The sequence below is a fragment of the Duganella zoogloeoides genome (genome assembly GCF_034479515.1).
GTDB lineage: Bacteria > Pseudomonadota > Gammaproteobacteria > Burkholderiales > Burkholderiaceae_D > Rugamonas > Rugamonas zoogloeoides.
Genome location: NZ_CP140152.1, coordinates 5,903,251 through 5,919,351, shown reverse-complemented (window position 1 = coordinate 5,919,351; position 16,101 = coordinate 5,903,251). Strand labels below are relative to the sequence as shown.

The 16,101-nt window shown below is 63.4% G+C and carries 19 protein-coding genes and 1 tRNA gene; 13 read left to right on the top strand and 7 right to left on the bottom strand.

What is annotated here, in order from left to right:
* The first annotated feature begins 4 nt into the window (after positions 1-4).
* Positions 5-934: a TraB/GumN family protein gene (locus tag SR858_RS25995; RefSeq protein WP_019924017.1), complete on the top strand. Its 930-nt coding sequence runs from the start codon at positions 5-7 to the stop codon at positions 932-934.
* A 37-nt stretch (positions 935-971) separates the two neighbouring features.
* On the opposite strand, the gene SR858_RS25990 is transcribed toward SR858_RS25995, so the two are convergent.
* Positions 972-1,046 (bottom strand) — tRNA-Thr (locus SR858_RS25990).
* 54 nt (positions 1,047-1,100) lie between these two features.
* A complete protein-coding gene (gene argB / locus SR858_RS25985; RefSeq protein WP_026637672.1) occupies positions 1,101-1,994 on the bottom strand; it encodes an acetylglutamate kinase in 894 nt (297 codons plus the stop codon).
* Positions 1,995-2,156: 162 nt separating this feature from the next.
* Here argB and SR858_RS25980 point away from each other — a divergent pair, with 162 nt between their 5' ends.
* A complete protein-coding gene (locus tag SR858_RS25980) occupies positions 2,157-2,372 on the top strand; it encodes a cysteine-rich CWC family protein (protein ID WP_084670141.1) in 216 nt (71 codons plus the stop codon).
* A gap of 37 nt (positions 2,373-2,409) precedes the next feature.
* Here the strand turns inward: SR858_RS25980 and SR858_RS25975 are convergent, their stop codons facing one another.
* Together SR858_RS25975 and SR858_RS25970 are read right to left on the bottom strand one after the other, a co-directional pair.
* Entirely contained in the window at positions 2,410-3,828 is a 1,419-nt protein-coding gene (locus tag SR858_RS25975; RefSeq protein ID WP_322534138.1) for an extracellular catalytic domain type 1 short-chain-length polyhydroxyalkanoate depolymerase, read from the bottom strand.
* Between the two features lie 9 nt (positions 3,829-3,837).
* Positions 3,838-4,254: a CopG family transcriptional regulator gene (locus SR858_RS25970; RefSeq protein WP_019924013.1), complete on the bottom strand. Its 417-nt coding sequence runs from the start codon at positions 4,252-4,254 to the stop codon at positions 3,838-3,840.
* A gap of 87 nt (positions 4,255-4,341) precedes the next feature.
* Between SR858_RS25970 and SR858_RS25965 the strand changes: the two genes are divergently transcribed.
* The 3 genes from SR858_RS25965 (at position 4,342) to SR858_RS25955 (ending at position 6,919) form a co-directional block, all read left to right on the top strand.
* Positions 4,342-4,551 (top strand): DUF1289 domain-containing protein, encoded by a 210-nt coding sequence (locus tag SR858_RS25965; RefSeq protein ID WP_026637671.1) that lies wholly within the window; start codon positions 4,342-4,344, stop codon positions 4,549-4,551.
* A 100-nt stretch (positions 4,552-4,651) separates the two neighbouring features.
* On the top strand, positions 4,652-5,605 hold the full coding sequence (locus tag SR858_RS25960; RefSeq protein WP_026637670.1) for an NAD(P)H-dependent flavin oxidoreductase: 954 nt from the start codon (positions 4,652-4,654) through the stop codon (positions 5,603-5,605).
* Positions 5,606-5,716: 111 nt separating this feature from the next.
* Positions 5,717-6,919 (top strand): tetratricopeptide repeat protein, encoded by a 1,203-nt coding sequence (locus SR858_RS25955; protein WP_019924010.1) that lies wholly within the window; start codon positions 5,717-5,719, stop codon positions 6,917-6,919.
* On the opposite strand, the gene SR858_RS25950 is transcribed toward SR858_RS25955, so the two are convergent.
* Together SR858_RS25950 and SR858_RS25945 are read right to left on the bottom strand one after the other, a co-directional pair.
* Positions 6,920-7,501 carry a hypoxanthine-guanine phosphoribosyltransferase gene (locus tag SR858_RS25950; protein WP_026637669.1) on the bottom strand — a complete coding sequence of 194 codons (582 nt, stop codon included), beginning with the start codon at positions 7,499-7,501 and terminating at the stop codon, positions 6,920-6,922.
* 86 nt (positions 7,502-7,587) lie between these two features.
* Positions 7,588-7,947: an MmcQ/YjbR family DNA-binding protein gene (locus SR858_RS25945; RefSeq protein WP_019924008.1), complete on the bottom strand. Its 360-nt coding sequence runs from the start codon at positions 7,945-7,947 to the stop codon at positions 7,588-7,590.
* A gap of 228 nt (positions 7,948-8,175) precedes the next feature.
* Here SR858_RS25945 and SR858_RS25940 point away from each other — a divergent pair, with 228 nt between their 5' ends.
* From SR858_RS25940 to SR858_RS25905, 8 genes are all read left to right on the top strand, one after another.
* Positions 8,176-9,984 (top strand): aminopeptidase P family protein, encoded by a 1,809-nt coding sequence (locus SR858_RS25940; protein ID WP_019924007.1) that lies wholly within the window; start codon positions 8,176-8,178, stop codon positions 9,982-9,984.
* Positions 9,981-10,238 (top strand): hypothetical protein, encoded by a 258-nt coding sequence (locus tag SR858_RS25935; RefSeq protein ID WP_019924006.1) that lies wholly within the window; start codon positions 9,981-9,983, stop codon positions 10,236-10,238. Before SR858_RS25940 ends, SR858_RS25935 begins: the two co-directional genes overlap by 4 nt.
* Positions 10,239-10,252: 14 nt before the next feature.
* A complete protein-coding gene (locus SR858_RS25930) occupies positions 10,253-10,999 on the top strand; it encodes an MgtC/SapB family protein (RefSeq protein WP_019924005.1) in 747 nt (248 codons plus the stop codon).
* A 1-nt stretch (position 11,000) separates the two neighbouring features.
* Positions 11,001-11,612: a DUF924 family protein gene (locus SR858_RS25925; protein WP_019924004.1), complete on the top strand. Its 612-nt coding sequence runs from the start codon at positions 11,001-11,003 to the stop codon at positions 11,610-11,612.
* Complete coding sequence (locus SR858_RS25920; protein WP_019924003.1) at positions 11,612-12,436, top strand: Rossmann-like and DUF2520 domain-containing protein; 825 nt, start codon at positions 11,612-11,614, stop codon at positions 12,434-12,436. Before SR858_RS25925 ends, SR858_RS25920 begins: the two co-directional genes overlap by 1 nt.
* 170 nt (positions 12,437-12,606) lie before the next feature.
* Entirely contained in the window at positions 12,607-12,969 is a 363-nt protein-coding gene (locus tag SR858_RS25915; protein WP_019924002.1) for a hypothetical protein, read from the top strand.
* A gap of 35 nt (positions 12,970-13,004) precedes the next feature.
* Entirely contained in the window at positions 13,005-13,607 is a 603-nt protein-coding gene (locus tag SR858_RS25910) for an alpha-ketoglutarate-dependent dioxygenase AlkB family protein (protein ID WP_019924001.1), read from the top strand.
* A gap of 242 nt (positions 13,608-13,849) precedes the next feature.
* On the top strand, positions 13,850-14,434 hold the full coding sequence (locus SR858_RS25905) for an outer membrane beta-barrel protein (RefSeq protein ID WP_019924000.1): 585 nt from the start codon (positions 13,850-13,852) through the stop codon (positions 14,432-14,434).
* A gap of 70 nt (positions 14,435-14,504) precedes the next feature.
* Here SR858_RS25905 and SR858_RS25900 read toward each other — a convergent pair whose 3' ends face one another.
* A complete protein-coding gene (locus SR858_RS25900; protein ID WP_019923999.1) occupies positions 14,505-16,067 on the bottom strand; it encodes a methyl-accepting chemotaxis protein in 1,563 nt (520 codons plus the stop codon).
* Between the last annotated feature and the right edge of the window lie 34 nt (positions 16,068-16,101).

Here is a 16,101-nt window from a genome sequence, read left to right as displayed (position 1 = left end):
AGCCATGCGCCTGATTATAGTGATGTTCTACAGTTTGATCTGCCTGCTGGCCGGGCCGGCCCGGGCCGAAGCACTGGCGCCGGTCGCCGCGCCGGCGGCCACCGCCATCCCCAATCGCGGCGCGCTGTTCAAGGTGGAGCAGGGCGGGCGCACGCTGTACCTGTTTGGCACCATCCACGTGGGTACCCGGGATTTCTATCCGCTCGAGCCGCGCCTGGCCGGTGTGCTCAAGCAGGCGCCGGTGCTGGCGCTGGAGATCGACCCATTGGGCGACCAGCAGCGCCTGGCCCGGGCGCTGCAAAAATATGGCCTGGCGCTCAAGGGCGGCGCCTCGATGGCGTCGCTGTCGCCGGCCTGGCGTACGCGCCTCGACCGCCTGCTCAAGCAGTACCAGATCGCGCCCGAATCGGTGGCCATGATGCGGCCGTGGATGTTGGCCAGCATGCTCACGGTGAGCGAATTTGCGGCGCAAGGCTACGATCCGTCGCTGGCGGTGGACAGCTACCTGTCGCGCCAGGCCCACGACAATGGCCAGAAAGTGATCGAACTCGAATCGCCCGAAGCGCAAATGTCCTTGTTCGGCAAGCTGTCCACCGCCGACCAGGTGCTGTTCCTGCAGGAGGCGATTGCGGGCATCGAAGACAAGGAGCAGGCCGACCAGTCGCGCGAGATCGCCGACGCCTGGCGCCACGCCGACGTCAAAGCGCTCGACGCGCTGGCGCAAAAATCGGCCACCGACGACAGTTTTTCGGGACGCTTCGTGCAGAAGGTACTGCTCGACGGGCGCAACCCCGCACTGGCCGACGCCATGGTGCGCCTGATGGCGCGCGAAAACAACAGCCTGGCCGCGATCGGCGTGCTGCATTTGGTGGGCAAGGGAAGCGTGCCGGAACTGCTGCGCAAGCGCGGGCTGAAAGTCGAGCGGATTTACTAGCGGATGAAACAGGGGGGGGGAGGGCACTACAGGAAGATGGTGCCCTTTACGTGGATTGAACACGTGGCCTCTCCCTTACCAAGGGAGTGCTCTACCACTGAGCTAAAAGGGCAAACAAATGTGGCGACTCACTTCGAATACCGGCGCGAAGTGCGTCGCCGTTTTTTCAGTGAGACCGGATCATAGTTCCAAATGCCTGTTCGGTCAATACTTCGAGCAATAAAGAGTGCTCGATGCGACCGTCGATGATGTGCACGGTGTTCACGCCCGATTTGGCTGCGTCCAGCGCCGATGAAATTTTAGGCAGCATGCCGCCCGAAATCGTGCCGTCGGCGAACATCTCGTCGATCTCGCGCGCCGACAGGTCGGTCACCAGGTTGCCCTGCTTGTCCTGGACGCCGGCGATATTGGTCATCATGATCAGCTTTTCGGCTTTCAGGATCTCGGCGATCTTGCCGGCGACGACGTCGGCGTTGATGTTGTACGCCTGGCCGTCCTGGCCGAAACCGATCGGCGAAATGATCGGAATGAAGGCGTCATCCTGCAGCGCTTTTACTACTGCCGGGTTGATGGCGTCGATCTCGCCGACAAAGCCGATGTCCAGCGTCTGGCCCGGATTGTCCTTGTCGGGCATGGCCATCTTGCGGGCGCGGATCAGGCCACCGTCCTTGCCGGTCAGGCCCACTGCCTGGCCGCCGTAGTGATTGATCAGCATGACGATGTCCTGCTGGACTTCGCCACCCAGCACCCACTCCACCACTTCCATGGTTTCTTCGTCGGTGATGCGCATGCCCTGCACGAAAGTGCCTTGCTTGCCGATTTTTTTCAGGGCGTTGTCGATCTGCGGACCGCCGCCGTGCACCACGACCGGGTTCATGCCGACCAGCTTGAGCAGGATGACGTCGCGCGCGAAGCCGTGTTTCAGGCGTTCGTCGGTCATGGCGTTGCCACCGTATTTGATGACGATGGTCTTGCCATGGTAATTGCGGATGTAGGGCAGTGCCTCAGCCAGGATCTGCGCCTTGATCTGCGGGGACACCGCGGTCAAATCGTCATTCATGCCTAAGTTAAGGTGAGAAAATTGGGTCATGGCGAGTCCGGTAAAGAAAGTGCAGCAATTTTACAGCCTGCGGCTGCGGTCAAGCACGCATTATAGGGCCATCTGGTTGTATTTTCAGCGTTCATCGGCTAGTCTGGCCGGCACACCGATCAAGACCGACCTATGAGCACCTGCACGCGCTGCGGCGCCACCTTCTCCTGCGCGATGGCCGATACCGGCCCGGCAACCGCCATCCCGGCGCCGCCGTGCTGGTGCACGTACCTGCCGCTATCTGTGCCTGTGCCGGTGCCGGACAGCGCCGCCACTGCCGAAATCATCGGCTGCTGGTGCCCGGCATGCCTGGCGGCGCACATCCAATTGCTGAAAGGGTCTCGATAAACCGTAGCGGATCGCGCAGCAGGTTTTGCGAGGTCCTTTAACTGACGGTCCGGAAGAAACGCAGCATTTCGCGGCTGGCATCGGGTCCGCGCGAGTCGGTGTACGTGCCATGTTCGCTGCCGCCCGACCAGGCGTGACCGGCGCCGTGCACCACCCAGTGTTCGCCGAGCGGCGAGCCGTCAGCCCTGGTGTGCGTGGTTTGCGTATAGCGGTAGCCGTTCGGTACCGCGCCCGATTGCACCGCCGGATCGGCGTCAATGCTGTGCAAATGCTGGGCGATCACCTGCTCGCCGTTGCGCGGGTTGACGGTGGTGTCGCTGTCGCCGTGGAACACGATGATCGGCTGCGAACCGTTGCCGGCCTTGGGCACGTTGGCGTTGCTCGCGCCCCGCTTCATGGCCGACAGCGCCGACGGCAAATCCGTGGCCGACGCGAACGGCAAGCCCGAATGCACGCCCACCGCTGCAAACAGCTCCGGGTACAAGGTGCCGACGATGACCGCCATGGCGCCGCCGGCCGACAGCCCGGCCACGTACACCTGCTGCGGATTGACCGCGTAGTCGTCGCTGATTTTTTCAGCGATGCCGGCGATGATCGACGGTTCGCCCTGGCCGCGCTGCTGGTCGATGGCGTTGAACCAGTTCCAGCACTTCGACTGGTTGGCGCCGGACGTTTGCTCCGGATACACCACCAGGCAGCCTGCTTCCTCGGCGACCTGGTTCATCTGGGTGCCGGCGGCGAAATCGTCAGGGTTCTGGGTGCAGCCGTGCAGCATCACCAGCAGCGGCATCGGCTGGCCGCTGTAGGTCGACGGGATGAACAGCTTGTAGTTGCGGCTGCCCGCGTGGTTGGCATAGCTGCCGGTCTCGAAGCGCGCACCGGCGGGCAATGGTGCCTGCGGCGTGTGCACGCCCGGGTGGCGCAAGGTGCCGAGGTCGATGCCGCGCTCGAAGCTGGCCGTGAGATCGATCTTGATGCCCATTTTTTCCAGCATGTCCTGCGCGTAGGCGGCGGGATTGATGGCGGGGTTAGGAGCGGCCGCCGGTGCTGCGTCGGCTTCGGGCGCGGCGTGCGCTGCCTGCTGCGGTGCTGCTTCCGGTGCGGGCCTGGATTTGGGCTCCGGCGCCGGTTGGAAGTTATGACGTGCTTCGTCGGCAGGTGCTGCCACGGCCGCCGCTGCCACGGCGGCCGCTTCCACGGCGGCCGCTTCCACAGTCGCTGCTGCCGGCGGCGGCGTGGCGGTGTTGGCCGACGTGTAATCAGGCGCGGGATTGAGGTCGCGCATGCCGCCCGGTGGCGCCTTGGGCGACGGTTTTGGGGTGTTCATCCGTTGTTCCTGGAGTTTTTGCTGTTGTTGCATCATGCTTTCGACAGCCTTGTGCAGCATCGCGGTGGCGCCCTTGCGGACGAGCTTTTGTGCTGCCTGTCGCATATGCGACATGAATGGAAGTTTCATGGTGTTCCCTTAGTGGTGGATGCGTGGCGCCAGGGCGGTTTTCAGTACCGCGCTGGCATGCAGCGAACCTAAAACGAAAATCGAGTCGATTGTTGCCAGCGCCAGTTCGACCGTGACGTCGCTGGCAATGCTGGCCAATCCCAGTACCTGGATGTGCAGCCGTTCGCCGGCGGCACGTATGGCTTCGAGGTCGGCACGGGTGTAGTGCTGCATGCCGAGCACCAAACTTTTGCGCGCCACCGTCTGCTTGACGACGTCGGCGTGCTGGTTCAACTGGTTGCGGATCGCGGTGCGGATCAAGTCCGTCCGGTTCGAATAGAACCCCTCTTGTACCAAGAGGTCGATCTGGCCCAGGTCGATCGGACCGAGGTTGATCGTGATTTTTTCCGAGTCGGCGGTCTTCAGTTTTAATTCTTGCTTGGCCATGTGTCTCCATCCATTTACCATCTACCTGGATGGTAGTATAAGGACGATCTGCGGCAAATCAAGCGGCACACGTGCATAATGTGGGTCATGAGTGCGCCACCTAACCCTATTCCTTCTCCTTGCGTGAGCCTGTGCAAGATGGACGTCGAACGCCAGTACTGCATGGGCTGCCTGCGGACCATCGACGAAATCATGGCCTGGTCCAAGGCCGACGACGCCTATAAACAGGCGGTGTGGGTGGAAATCGCCCGCCGCAGGGATACGGTCTCGTTTGATGAGGATGGTTTCCTGCGCTGAAATAGAGCATGGCCCCTATTTTTGGCACGATCGTACTTTTTTCGATCTATAATCGCTCGACCGATGCTTCGATCCGATCAACCTTCTCAGCGAGTTCGCCATGGCCCTGCCTGCAGTGTTGCAAAACCTCTCACTTCCCGTCATCGCGTCACCGATGTTCATCGCCAGCGGTCCGGCGCTGGTGGCGGCGCAATGCAAGGCCGGCATCGTCGGCTCGTTCCCGGCGCTCAATGCCCGTCCTGCCGAACTGCTCGACGTGTGGCTGACCGACCTGCAACAGGAACTGGCCGACTACCAGGCCGCCCACCCCGATAAAAAAGTGGGCCCGATCGCGGTCAACCAGATCGTTCACCAGTCCAACGACCGCCTGGCCCACGATGTGGAAGTGTGCGTCAAGCACCAGGTGCCGATCATCATCTCGTCGCTGCGCGCGCCGCCGAAAGAGATGCTCGACGCCATCCATAGCTACGGCGGCATCGTGCTGCACGATATCGTCTCGATCCGCCACGCGGAAAAAGCGCTGGAGGCCGGCGTCGATGGCCTGATCCTGGTGGCGGCCGGCGCCGGCGGCCATGCCGGCACGCTGTCGCCGTTTGCCCTGGTAGGCGAGGTGCGCAAGTTTTTCAGCGGCCCGATTGCCCTGTCCGGCGCGATTGCCACCGGCGACGCCATCCTGGCCGCGCAGGCGATGGGCGCCGATTTCGCCTACATCGGCTCGCGCTGGCTGGCCACGCAGGAGTCGAATGTGAGCGCTGACTATCGCGACGCGATCGTGGAATCGACCGCTGCCGATGTCATCTACTCCAACCTGTTTACGGGTGTGCACGGCAACTACCTGAAAAAATCGATCGTTGCCGCCGGCCTGGACCCGGACGCGCTGCCGCAGTCGGACAAGACCAGCATGAATTTCGGCTCGGGCAGCGCCAAGGCCTGGCGCGACATCTGGGGCGCCGGCCAGGGCGTGGGCCTGATGAACGACATTCCGACCACGGCCGAGATGGTGGCGCGCCTCAAGCACGAGTACGACGCCGCGCGCGCGCGCCTGGCGCTGTAACCCCAGGGCGTTCGGGGGCCTGCGGGTTGCAGGCATGAATCACGCAATCAAATGATTTCTTTCAGGTTGCCGTTCAGCTAAGATGGTCTTATCCAATCCGGGGACACCATCTTGAACATTTCGCATGCCGTTGCCGCCATCACCCTGGCGCTGTTGTCGACCGTGTCCAGCGTGTGCAGCGCGCAGGCGGACCAGTACATGAATGCCGCCGCTGCGGCGCTGTTTAACCAGGCCCAGGTGCTGTTGAGCCAGGGCAAGATGCAGGAGGCGCTGGCCAAGTACTCGGACGCTGCCAAGGCCGATCCCTCGTCGCCGGTGCTGCTGTCCCATATCGCCGAGCTGTTCCGCCAGGCCTCCGAGAAAGTCCAGGGCGAGCGCCAAGTGGCGCTGCGCCAGCAGGCGGAATCGCTGGTGCGCCAGATCCTGCTAAAATTCCCGGACAACACGCTGGCCCACGAGGTGCAGCGCAAGCTCAAGGACAACCTGCCGCCGCCGCTGCACCAAGGCAGCCCGGCCGCGCAGGCAGAGTTGATCCTGGGCGAAGCCGCTTTTGTCCAGAACAAGATGGACGTCGCACTCGGTCACTACGAGCGCGCCGCTGCCATCGATCCCGGTTATTCGATGGCCTGGGTGTATGCTGGCGACAGCTACTATGCCCAGAAAAAATATGCGGAAGCGGAAACCCGCTACCGCAAGGGCGTCGAGATCGAGCCGCTCAATTCCCAGGGCTGGCGCTACCTGTCCGATGCGCTGGCATTCCAGGGCAAGCGCGGCGCAGCCGAGGATGCGCTGTTCGAAGGCATCGCCGCCCAGCCGAGCCAGGTACCGAACTGGATCAAGCTGGCGCAGTTGCGCGACGCGGCCGGCTACCCGGTCACGTCGCTCAAGCTGGTGCGCAAGTCCTCAGCCAGCCTGGGGGCGGACGGCAAACCGGTGGTCACCCTCGATCCGGAATTTTCCGGCGCCAACCCCAAGGCCACCGATGGCGCCCTGTGGCTGTCGCTGGGCATCCAGCAAAGCACCGATCTGATTGCACAAAAAGATGGCAAGGCCAACGCCACGACGCTGGCCGCAGAAACGGCCAGGTGGCGCGCAGGATTCCAGGTGGTGAATGAAGTCACGGCCAAGGGGGCGCCGGAGCTGCAAGATCCGGCACTCAAGACCTTGCAGATGCTCGACAAGGATGGCGAACTCGAGACAGCATTGCTGCTGCTTGACTACCGCGAATCGTGGCGCCCCGAGCTCGAAGCGTGGAAGCGCGACAATCCGAACGGCATTCGCAAGTTCGTCGATAAATACGCGCTGCGGCCCTGATTACGTCTGCTGCAGTTCTTCGGGGCGGATCGCCCACAGGCCCGGCAGGTTGCGCCAGTAACCATAGGCATCCATGCCGAAGCCGACCACGAAACGGTTCGGAATGGTCAAACCGACAATGTCGGCATTGACCGGCTTGGTCTTGCCGATGGCCTTGTCCGCGAACACGGCCAGGATGACTTCCGCCGCGCCCATGTCCAGCAGGCGCTGCTTGACGTGGGCCAGGGTTTCGCCTTCGTCGAGGATATCGTCGAGCACGATCACGGTGCGGCCCGCGACGTTGGAGCGCGGCACCACTTTCCACACCACTTCACCACCCTTGTCTTCGTCGCCGTAGCGGCTCACGTGGATATAGTCGAACTCGAGCGGGAAAGTCAGTTGCGGCAGCAAGTTGCCGGTGAAGACCACCGCGCCGCCCATCACGCCCAGCACCAGCGGAAACGCTTCGGCTTCCGGGTGGTTGTAGCGGGCGTTGAGGTGGTCGGCCATGGCCGTGACGGCGGTGTCCACATCCTGCTTGGTGAACAGCTCTTCCGCGTTTTGCAGCAGCGCGCGGGCGCGATTATGGTGGAAATCTTGCATGATTTTCTCGGTAACAACGATGCCCGCCATTATCCTTCATCTGGCGAATTCCTGCGGCAAAGTTGGCTATTTGCAAGTCGACTGGATTAAGCGCCGGCGCTGCCCAGTATGTCGCGTTGCAGCTTCTTGGTCAGCTTATTCAATATTAATTCATGGGCCCTGGTAATCAAGCCGGTTAATTCCGCATCGCCCATGCTTTGAATATTCTCGATACGTATCCATTTGGCGCGCGCGAGATAGGGCGCGGGAATAATACCGTCGCGATCGGTTAATCCGAGAAACAAATCGTCATCCACTTTCAAACTCAACCGGGTGACATTATGGCCGGTATCGGTGGCTGCAAACATTTTGCCGCCCACTGAAAACACCAGCGTCGATTCCCATTTCACGTCTTCGGTCGCGCCCGGCAGGGAGCGGCACAGCGCCTTGGCTTGTTCGAGCTTCACGGTGGTCCTCGCAGTCTGGATGGTGCGCCGATTATACCGGGCCGGGTACTTATGCCGGAATCTGGCAAACACGCGCCAATAACTGGCATAAAAAGGGCGAAAACCATTGCTTGGACGTGAGTAAATGCGCGCAGACCGCGATTCCAGGCGGGAACCAGTGCCTGGGCAATCGCGGTATCATAGGGATAACTGATCATGCCGCGCTTGCGGCGCAACGGACCCATGCATATGACCACTACCGACCACACCGCCGAGCGCCTGCTGCAATTGCGCGCCGCGATGCGCCAGCGCGGCATCGACGCCCTGATGGTGCCATCCGCCGATCCCCATTTGTCGGAATACCTGCCACCGCGCTGGCAGGGCCGTGAATGGCTCAGTAATTTCACCGGCTCGGTTGGTACCTTCATTATTACCCAGGAGTTTTCCGGTATCTGGACCGATGCCCGCTATTGGACCCAGGCCGAACAGCAATTGGCCGGCAGCGGTATTCAATTAATGAAAATAACGTCCGGCGCCAGCGTGCAATATATCGACTGGCTGGCCGCGCATTTAAAGGCCGGCCAAACCGTGGCAGTCGATGGCGCGGTATTGGGATTATCGATTGCCCGCTTGTTGCAGCAGGCGCTGGCCGCCAAAGATGTCGCGCTGCGCTTCGACCTCGACCTGCTCGACGACGTCTGGTCCGATCGTCCCAGCCTGCCCGCTGCGCCCGTGTATGAACACCTGCCACCGTATGCGTCGAAAAGCCGCAGCGGCAAACTGGCCGATTTGCGCGGCGCCATGCAACAGCTGGGCGCCAACCGCCATGTCATTTCCACGCTTGACGATATTGCTTATTTATTCAATTTGCGCGGCGCGGATGTGCCGTTCAACCCGATCTTCCTGGCCCACGCGCTGGTCACGCCCACCCGCGCCACCCTGTTCGTGGCCGACGGCAAAATCTCGCCCGAGCTGCGCGAACAACTGGCCCAGGAAGATATCGACGTCGCCCGCTACGGCGGCTTCGCTGCCGCCTTGGCTGCGCTGGGGCCGGAGTCCGCCCTGCTGATCGACCCGCGCCGCATCACCCACGGCACCCGCCAGGCGATTGCCGCCAAAGTCAAAGTGGTGGAGGCGACCAATCCCACCACGCTGGCCAAGTCGCGCAAGAGCGAGGCCGACGCGGGCCATGTACGCGCCGCCATGGAGCACGACGGTGCCGCCCTGTGCGAGTTTTTCAGCTGGCTCGATGCCACCCTGGCCAACCCGCAGCGCGCCCCGTTGACCGAACTGACCATCGACGAGCAGATCACGGCCGCCCGCGCCCGCCGTCCCGGTTTTGTCAGCCCCAGTTTCGCCACCATCGCCGGGTACCAGGCGAACGGCGCGATCATGCACTACCGCGCCACCGGGGCGAGCCACGCGGTCATCGACGGCGACGGTCTGCTGCTGATCGACTCGGGCGGGCAGTACCTGAGCGGCACCACCGACATCACCCGGGTGGTGGGCGTGGGCGCCATCTCGGCCGAGCACAAGCGCGACTTCACGCTGGTGCTCAAGGGCCTGATCGCGCTGTCGTCGGCCCACTTCCCGCGCGGCACCAGGTCGCCGATGCTCGACGCCATCGCCCGCGCCCCGCTGTGGGCGGCCGGCATGGACTACGGCCACGGCACCGGCCATGGCGTCGGTTACTTCCTTAATGTGCACGAAGGACCGCAGTCGATTTCGCCGTCGGCCATGCCCGAGCCGCAAACGGCCATGGAGGCTGGCATGATCACGTCGATCGAACCGGGCTTGTACCGGCCCGGCCAGTGGGGCATCCGCATCGAGAACCTGGTGCTCAACCGGGCTGCCGGCCAGACCGATTTCGGCGACTTCCTGCAGTTCGAAACGCTCACCCTGTGCCCGATCGACACCCGCTGCCTGGACACCGCGCTGCTGCGCGACGACGAACGGCGCTGGCTCAACGACTATCACGCCATGGTGCGCGAACGCCTGTCACCGTTGGTGACGGGGGCCGCGCTGGCCTGGCTCACCCAACGTACGGAGGCAGTATGAGCGGACGCGCCACCCGCGCCACCTCGGCGCTCGACCGATTGAAAGCCCGCACCGGCAACCCGCGCTACTCGATGGCGCGTACCGGCGCCGGCCACTTTACCCTTAGCGACGGCGCCGGCGAGCCGCCGCTGTGCCCACCGCTCGAACTCGACGACTTCGTTGCGTTCGTGAACGGCATTTCGCCATTGGCGCCCAAGCGGGTGAGCAAGCTCGATATCGCCTTCGAAAAACAGCTGCAGAAAAAGCCAACATAAACGAAGGGCGCCTCATGCCGGCAATCGAATTCCTCGGCGCGTACTGGTCGCAGTCGGAAGTGGCCACCAACCTGGTGATCCTGCTTAATTTGCTGGGGGCGCTGGCACTGGGCCTGGTGGTCGGCTACGAGCGCTCGTACCACGGCCGCGCGGCCGGCATGCGCACCTATGGCCTGGTGTGCATGGCATCGGCCGCGCTCACCGTCATCGGCGGTTATCCGGGGCACTGGTTCGGCGGCCACGTGTCGCAGTACCTGATCAACTCCGACCCCACCCGCATCGTGCAGGGCATCGTCACCGGCATCGGCTTCCTTGGCGCCGGCGTGATCATGCGCGAGGGGTTCAATATCAGCGGCCTGACCACGGCCGCGTCGATCTGGGCCTCGGCGGTGATCGGCGTGATGGTGGGCGTGGGCTTTTACCTGGGCGCGATCGGGCTGGCCATTTTGTGCGCCGGCTCGATGGTGCTGCTCACGCGGGTGGAGGCGTGGCTGCCGTCGCGCCATGCGATTGCGATCACCATGCGCTTCAAGGCCGGGTACCGGCCGCAGGAACAGGCACTACGCGAGATGGCGCTGCAGCGCGGCTATGAAATCGCCGGCGGCTCGCTGATGATCGGCAGCGACGGCGGCATGCAGGAATGGCGTTTTGTCGCCATCGCCTTCAGCAAACGCAGCGGAGCGCCGATGTCGGTGCTGTCGGCCGAACTGGCCGATTTCGACGGCATCCACAGTTTCCAACTCTCCCACGCAAGGAATTAAGATGACCATATCAGCCCAGGACGTGCTCGATTTCTGGTTCACCCCCGACCCGGGCCAACCGGCGGACGCCATGCGCACCGCCTGGTTCAAGAAGGATGACGGGTTCGACGCCGAGATTGGCCACCGCTTCGGCGCGCTGATCGACCAGGCGGTAGCGGGCGGCTTGCAGGAATGGGACCAGCAGGGCCCGGCCGGCACGCTGGCGCGCATCCTGCTGCTCGACCAGTTTACCCGCAATGCTTATCGCGGCACACCGCAGGCATTTGCCGGCGATGCGCAGGCGCTCGCTGCCGCCCAGGCCCTGGTTGCATCGGGCCAGGACTTGTCTCTGCCGCCGCTGCAACGCAGTTTTGTGTACTTGCCGTACGAGCACGCGGAAGACCTGGCGCAGCAAGACCTGGCGGTGGCGCTGTACACGCGCCTGGCTGGCGATCCCACGGTGGCCGCCTCGGCCGAGCTGGCCAAGGGCATCGCCGGCATGCTCGACTACGCCCACAAGCACCACGAAGTGATTGCTCGCTTCGGCCGCTTCCCCCATCGCAACGTGATTCTCGACCGCCCGTCCACGCCGGAAGAACAGGAATACCTGAGCCAGCCGGGCGCGGGTTTCTGATGGCAGTAACGCTCAACCTGGTGGGAGCGGGCCACGTGGGCCGGGTGCTGGGCCGCTTGCTGGCGCGCCAGGGCGGCGTTGACATCGGCCAGGTGCTCACGCGGTCCGCCGCCTCGGCGCGCCAGGCGGTGGATTTTGTCGGCGCCGGCCAGCCGGTCGAGCGCTACGACCAGCTGCAAGTGGCGCAGGTGCACGTGCTGGCCGTGGGCGACGATCAGATCGGCATTGCTTGCGCGGCGCTGGCCGCTGCCGTGCCGCTGGCCGGCAGCATCGTGTTCCATTGCAGCGGCGCCCTGGCCTCCACCCACTTGCAGGCCGCGCGCGACGCCGGCGCGCTGGTGGCCAGCGTGCACCCGATCCGCAGCTTTGCCGACCCGGCGGCGGTGGCCGACCACTTCGACGGCACCTATTGCGGCGTGGAGGGCGACGCCGCCGCGCTGGCGGTGCTGATACCGGCGCTTGAAGCGATCGGCGCGCAGCCGGTGCCGATCGATGCCGGCGCCAAGACCGTGTATCACGCGGCGGCCGTGTTTGCCAGCAATTACCTGGTGACCGTGCTCGATGCCGCGCTGCGCGCCTACCAGGCCGCTGGCGTGCCGGAGGATGTGGCGCGGCGCATGGCGCAGCCGCTGGCGTTCGAATCAATGGCCAACGTGTTTCGGCTCGGTGCGGCCACCGCGCTCAGCGGACCGATCGCGCGCGGCGACATGGCCACCGTGGCGCGCCAGCAGCAGGCGGTCTCGCAGTGGCACGCGCCCACCGGCGACCTGTACCGCGACCTCGTCGCACCGACCACGGCGCTGGCGCGCAAAAAGTCGCGATGACGGCCAAACACTGCGGCGTTGCAGTTGAAATGCCACGAATTGACAAATAACTCCGTTGATACATCGACAAACGCCCTGATAAGCAATAAGCTTGATTCTCAGAATGTTTTTTCTGAGAAATTAAGAATTCACAAAGTGCCGCGCTGGCGTCAATTGTATAGGGGTAAACAATGTTATTTTTAAAAAGCACCACCGTGACGAAAGCGCCGGGCATTTACGACGTCGATATCGCCGCCAAGCCGCCAGGCAAGACTTTCGGCGTGTTCATTGCCACCGACCCCGACCATCCACCGACCGCCGTGCTGGAAAAGCTGGCCGAGTTGGGCTTCAAGAATACCTATAGCGGCGGTTACACCCACAAGGATCGCGGCAAGGTGCTGGACCTGCATTTCCAGAAAGACGGCACCGACCTGTTCCAGGGCTGGAAAGCCGAAGAGCTGGAAGGCAATATGGCTGCCATTACCGCCTTGTTCTCCAGCATCGGCATCGCCATCACCCCGCGCGTGATGTCGCTGGCAGAGGCGTACGCTTAAGTTCATCTTGGGCTCCATGGAGGTATCATGCGCGCATGGACCTTTTTGAAGACGCTGCCGCCACTGCCCTGACTGCCATCCCGATCGAGGATGGCCAGCTCGCCTTTCAGCAGCGCCTCCTGCTGGACTTGCCGCCGGAAGAAATCTTTCGCCGCCTGCGCGACGAGACCGACTGGCGCGCCGAACAAATCCAGGTGTGGGGCAAACTGCACTGGCAACCGCGCCTGTCGGCCTGGCATGGCGAAGCGCGGTACCGCTATTCCGGCAAGACCTTCGATCCCCAGCCGTTTACGCCGCTGCAACTGCATATCAAACAGGCAGTCGAGCGGGCCACCGGCTGCCGTTTCAACAGCGTGCTGCTCAATTACTACCGCGACGAGCGCGACAGCATGGGTTTCCACGCCGACGACGAGCGCGAGCTGGGCCCCGAGCCGGCCATCGCCTCGGTCAGCTTCGGCGCGCCGCGCACCTTCATCCTCAAGCACCGTACCCGACCGCAGACCATCAAGCTGGCGCTGGGCGACGGCTGCCTGCTATTGATGGCCGGGACACTCCAGCAACACTGGACCCACGGCATCAACAAGGAACGCGCCGCGCGCGGCCCGCGCATCAACCTCACTTTCCGGCTGATCCTGTGAGTGCTGGCGCACCCAGCTATCCTTTTGCCAGGGGTTTTGACGCAATCTCTTAAGCCTCGCTTAAGTTTGGTCGTGACACCAATTCGCAGTCATTCGTTTGGCTCACATCTCGTTACACTTATTACTAATTCGGTCGTGACGCATTCGGCATCTGGTGGTATCTTGAACACATCGCGATTCAACACAGAGAGAATTGCGATCCCAAGCAAGTCCATAACCACTTTTGCTGAAAGATCGAGATCATGAAAAAAATTATTCTGGCAGTTATTGCTTCCGCAGCCGCCATGGCTGGCACCTCCGCCTACGCCGATGACGCAGGCACCGGTTACGTCGGCGTTGGCGCCGTCGGCAGCAAATACGAATTCAATGCTCCTAACGCGGTGAGCGGCGAAAACCACAGCGGCTACAAGGCTGGCGGCAAGATCTACGGTGGTTACAATATCGACCAGACCTGGGCAGTTGAAGGTGGTTACACCGATTTCGGCAAAAAATCGTATAACTACACCGCCGGCGGCCTGCCGGGCGGCGTGCATACCGATGCCCACTCGTACTACCTGGCCGGTAAAGGCACGTGGCCTGTGAACCAGCAAATCGCGCTGACTGGCAAGCTCGGCGTGGCCCGCAACACCAACGAAGTGAGCACCTCCGGTATCTCGTCGGTCAATGGCGACAAGAACAAGACCGCGCTGTATGCATCGGTCGGTGCCGAGTACGCTGTGACCAACAACGTCAAAGTGTCGCTCGAATACGAACACTATGGCAAGAACGACATCGACACCGGTCGTAAAAGCGGTGCTGTCACTGCCGGCGTGCGTTACGCTTTCTAAGCCCAGCGCTGCTTAGTTCCAAATGAAAAAGCCACCGGTTGATCCGGTGGCTTTTTTGCGTTGGCGGGCGTTAGCGAATCGCTGCTACCGCCAACGGCCGCTGCGGTAACGCCCCCGGTAACTGGAACATGCCCACCACCCGCAGCAGGTCGAGTGCCTGGTCGCGCATGCTCTGGGCGGCAGCGGCCGATTGTTCGACCAGCGCGGCGTTGCGCTGGGTCAGGTCATCCATCTCGGTGATCGCGCTGTTGACTTCCTCGATGCCGCTGGTCTGGCGCTGGCTGGCCACGGTGATTTCGTTCATGATCTCGGTGACATGGCGGACCGAGGAAACGACATTGTCCATGGTCTGGCCAGCGGTGTCGGCCAGCGCGCTGCCATTGGCCACATTGGCCATCGAGTCCTCGATCAGGCCCTTGATTTCGCGTGCCGCCTGCGCCGAGCGTTGCGCCAGCGCCCGCACCTCGGTGGCCACCACCGCGAAGCCGCGTCCCTGCTCGCCGGCGCGCGCCGCTTCCACTGCCGCGTTGAGCGCCAGGATATTGGTCTGGAAGGCGATTGCGTCGATCACGCCAATGATGTCGCCCACGCGGCTGGAGCTGGCCTTGATCGAGGCCATCGTTGCTACCACCTGGCCCACCACCTGTCCGCCTTGCAACGCCACGTCCGACGCCGATACTACCAGCGCGTTGGCGTGGCGCGCATGGTCGGCGTTTTCGCGCACGGCACCGGTGAGCTCGTGCATGGAAGCGGCGGTCTGCTGCAGCGAGCTGGCCTGCGACTCGGTGCGCGCCGACAAATCCGCATTGCCTTGGGCTATCTCGCTCGCTTCCTGGGTAATGGTGCTGCCGACGTTGCGGATGTCGCCGAGCAGGCGCCGCCAGTTCTCCACCACGGTCGAGAGCGCTCGCGCAAGCGCGCCGAGTTCGTCGTCGCTTTGCACGACGATGTCGGTGGCCAGGTCACCGGCCGCCAGGCGCTCGGCGGCAGCGCAGGTGGCGGCAATGGGACGCAGCACGGTGCGCGTGACCCAGCTGGTGAGGGCGACCAGCGCGGCAAAGCCGACCAGCGTGGTGAGCAGCGTAATCCAGTTGGCCTGGCGATTGGCGTCCTTGCCTTCCTGCAGCGCCTGGTCGGTTTCGTGGCCGAGATTGGCCACTACCTTGGCCAGCAGCGCGCGTACTTTCTGGTAATGGCCGTCGGCGCCCTGCATGGCCGCCACGCCAGTATTGGGGTCCATCGACGCCAGGTCGAGCGCCTGCGCCACGCTGGCGCGGTACTGGTCCACCAGCGGCAGGGCCTGGGCGGCGTCGGCCGCGCCCGGCAGCGCGCGCAACTGCTCGAGCGCTTTGCTGACCGCGCCCAGGTGGCTGTTGGCCTGCTCGCCGTACTGTTTGAGTTCGGCTTCGGTCAGGCTGCCCGCGATGGCGATCCGCGCATACGTGGCCGCATGCACCTGCCCGAGCGCGATACTTTGCTGGCTGGCCTGCTGCAGCGCCGAGAAGGTTACATCCTTCAAGCCCTGCATGCGGCGTTCGTCCGCCTGCATCGACACATACGAGAGGCTACCGAGAAACAGCAGCCCCAGCATGGCGGCGGCCGGGACTATCAGCAATTTGTGTGCGATCTTCACGATCCCTCCAGGCGAGCCGGTTGGCGGCCGCAGC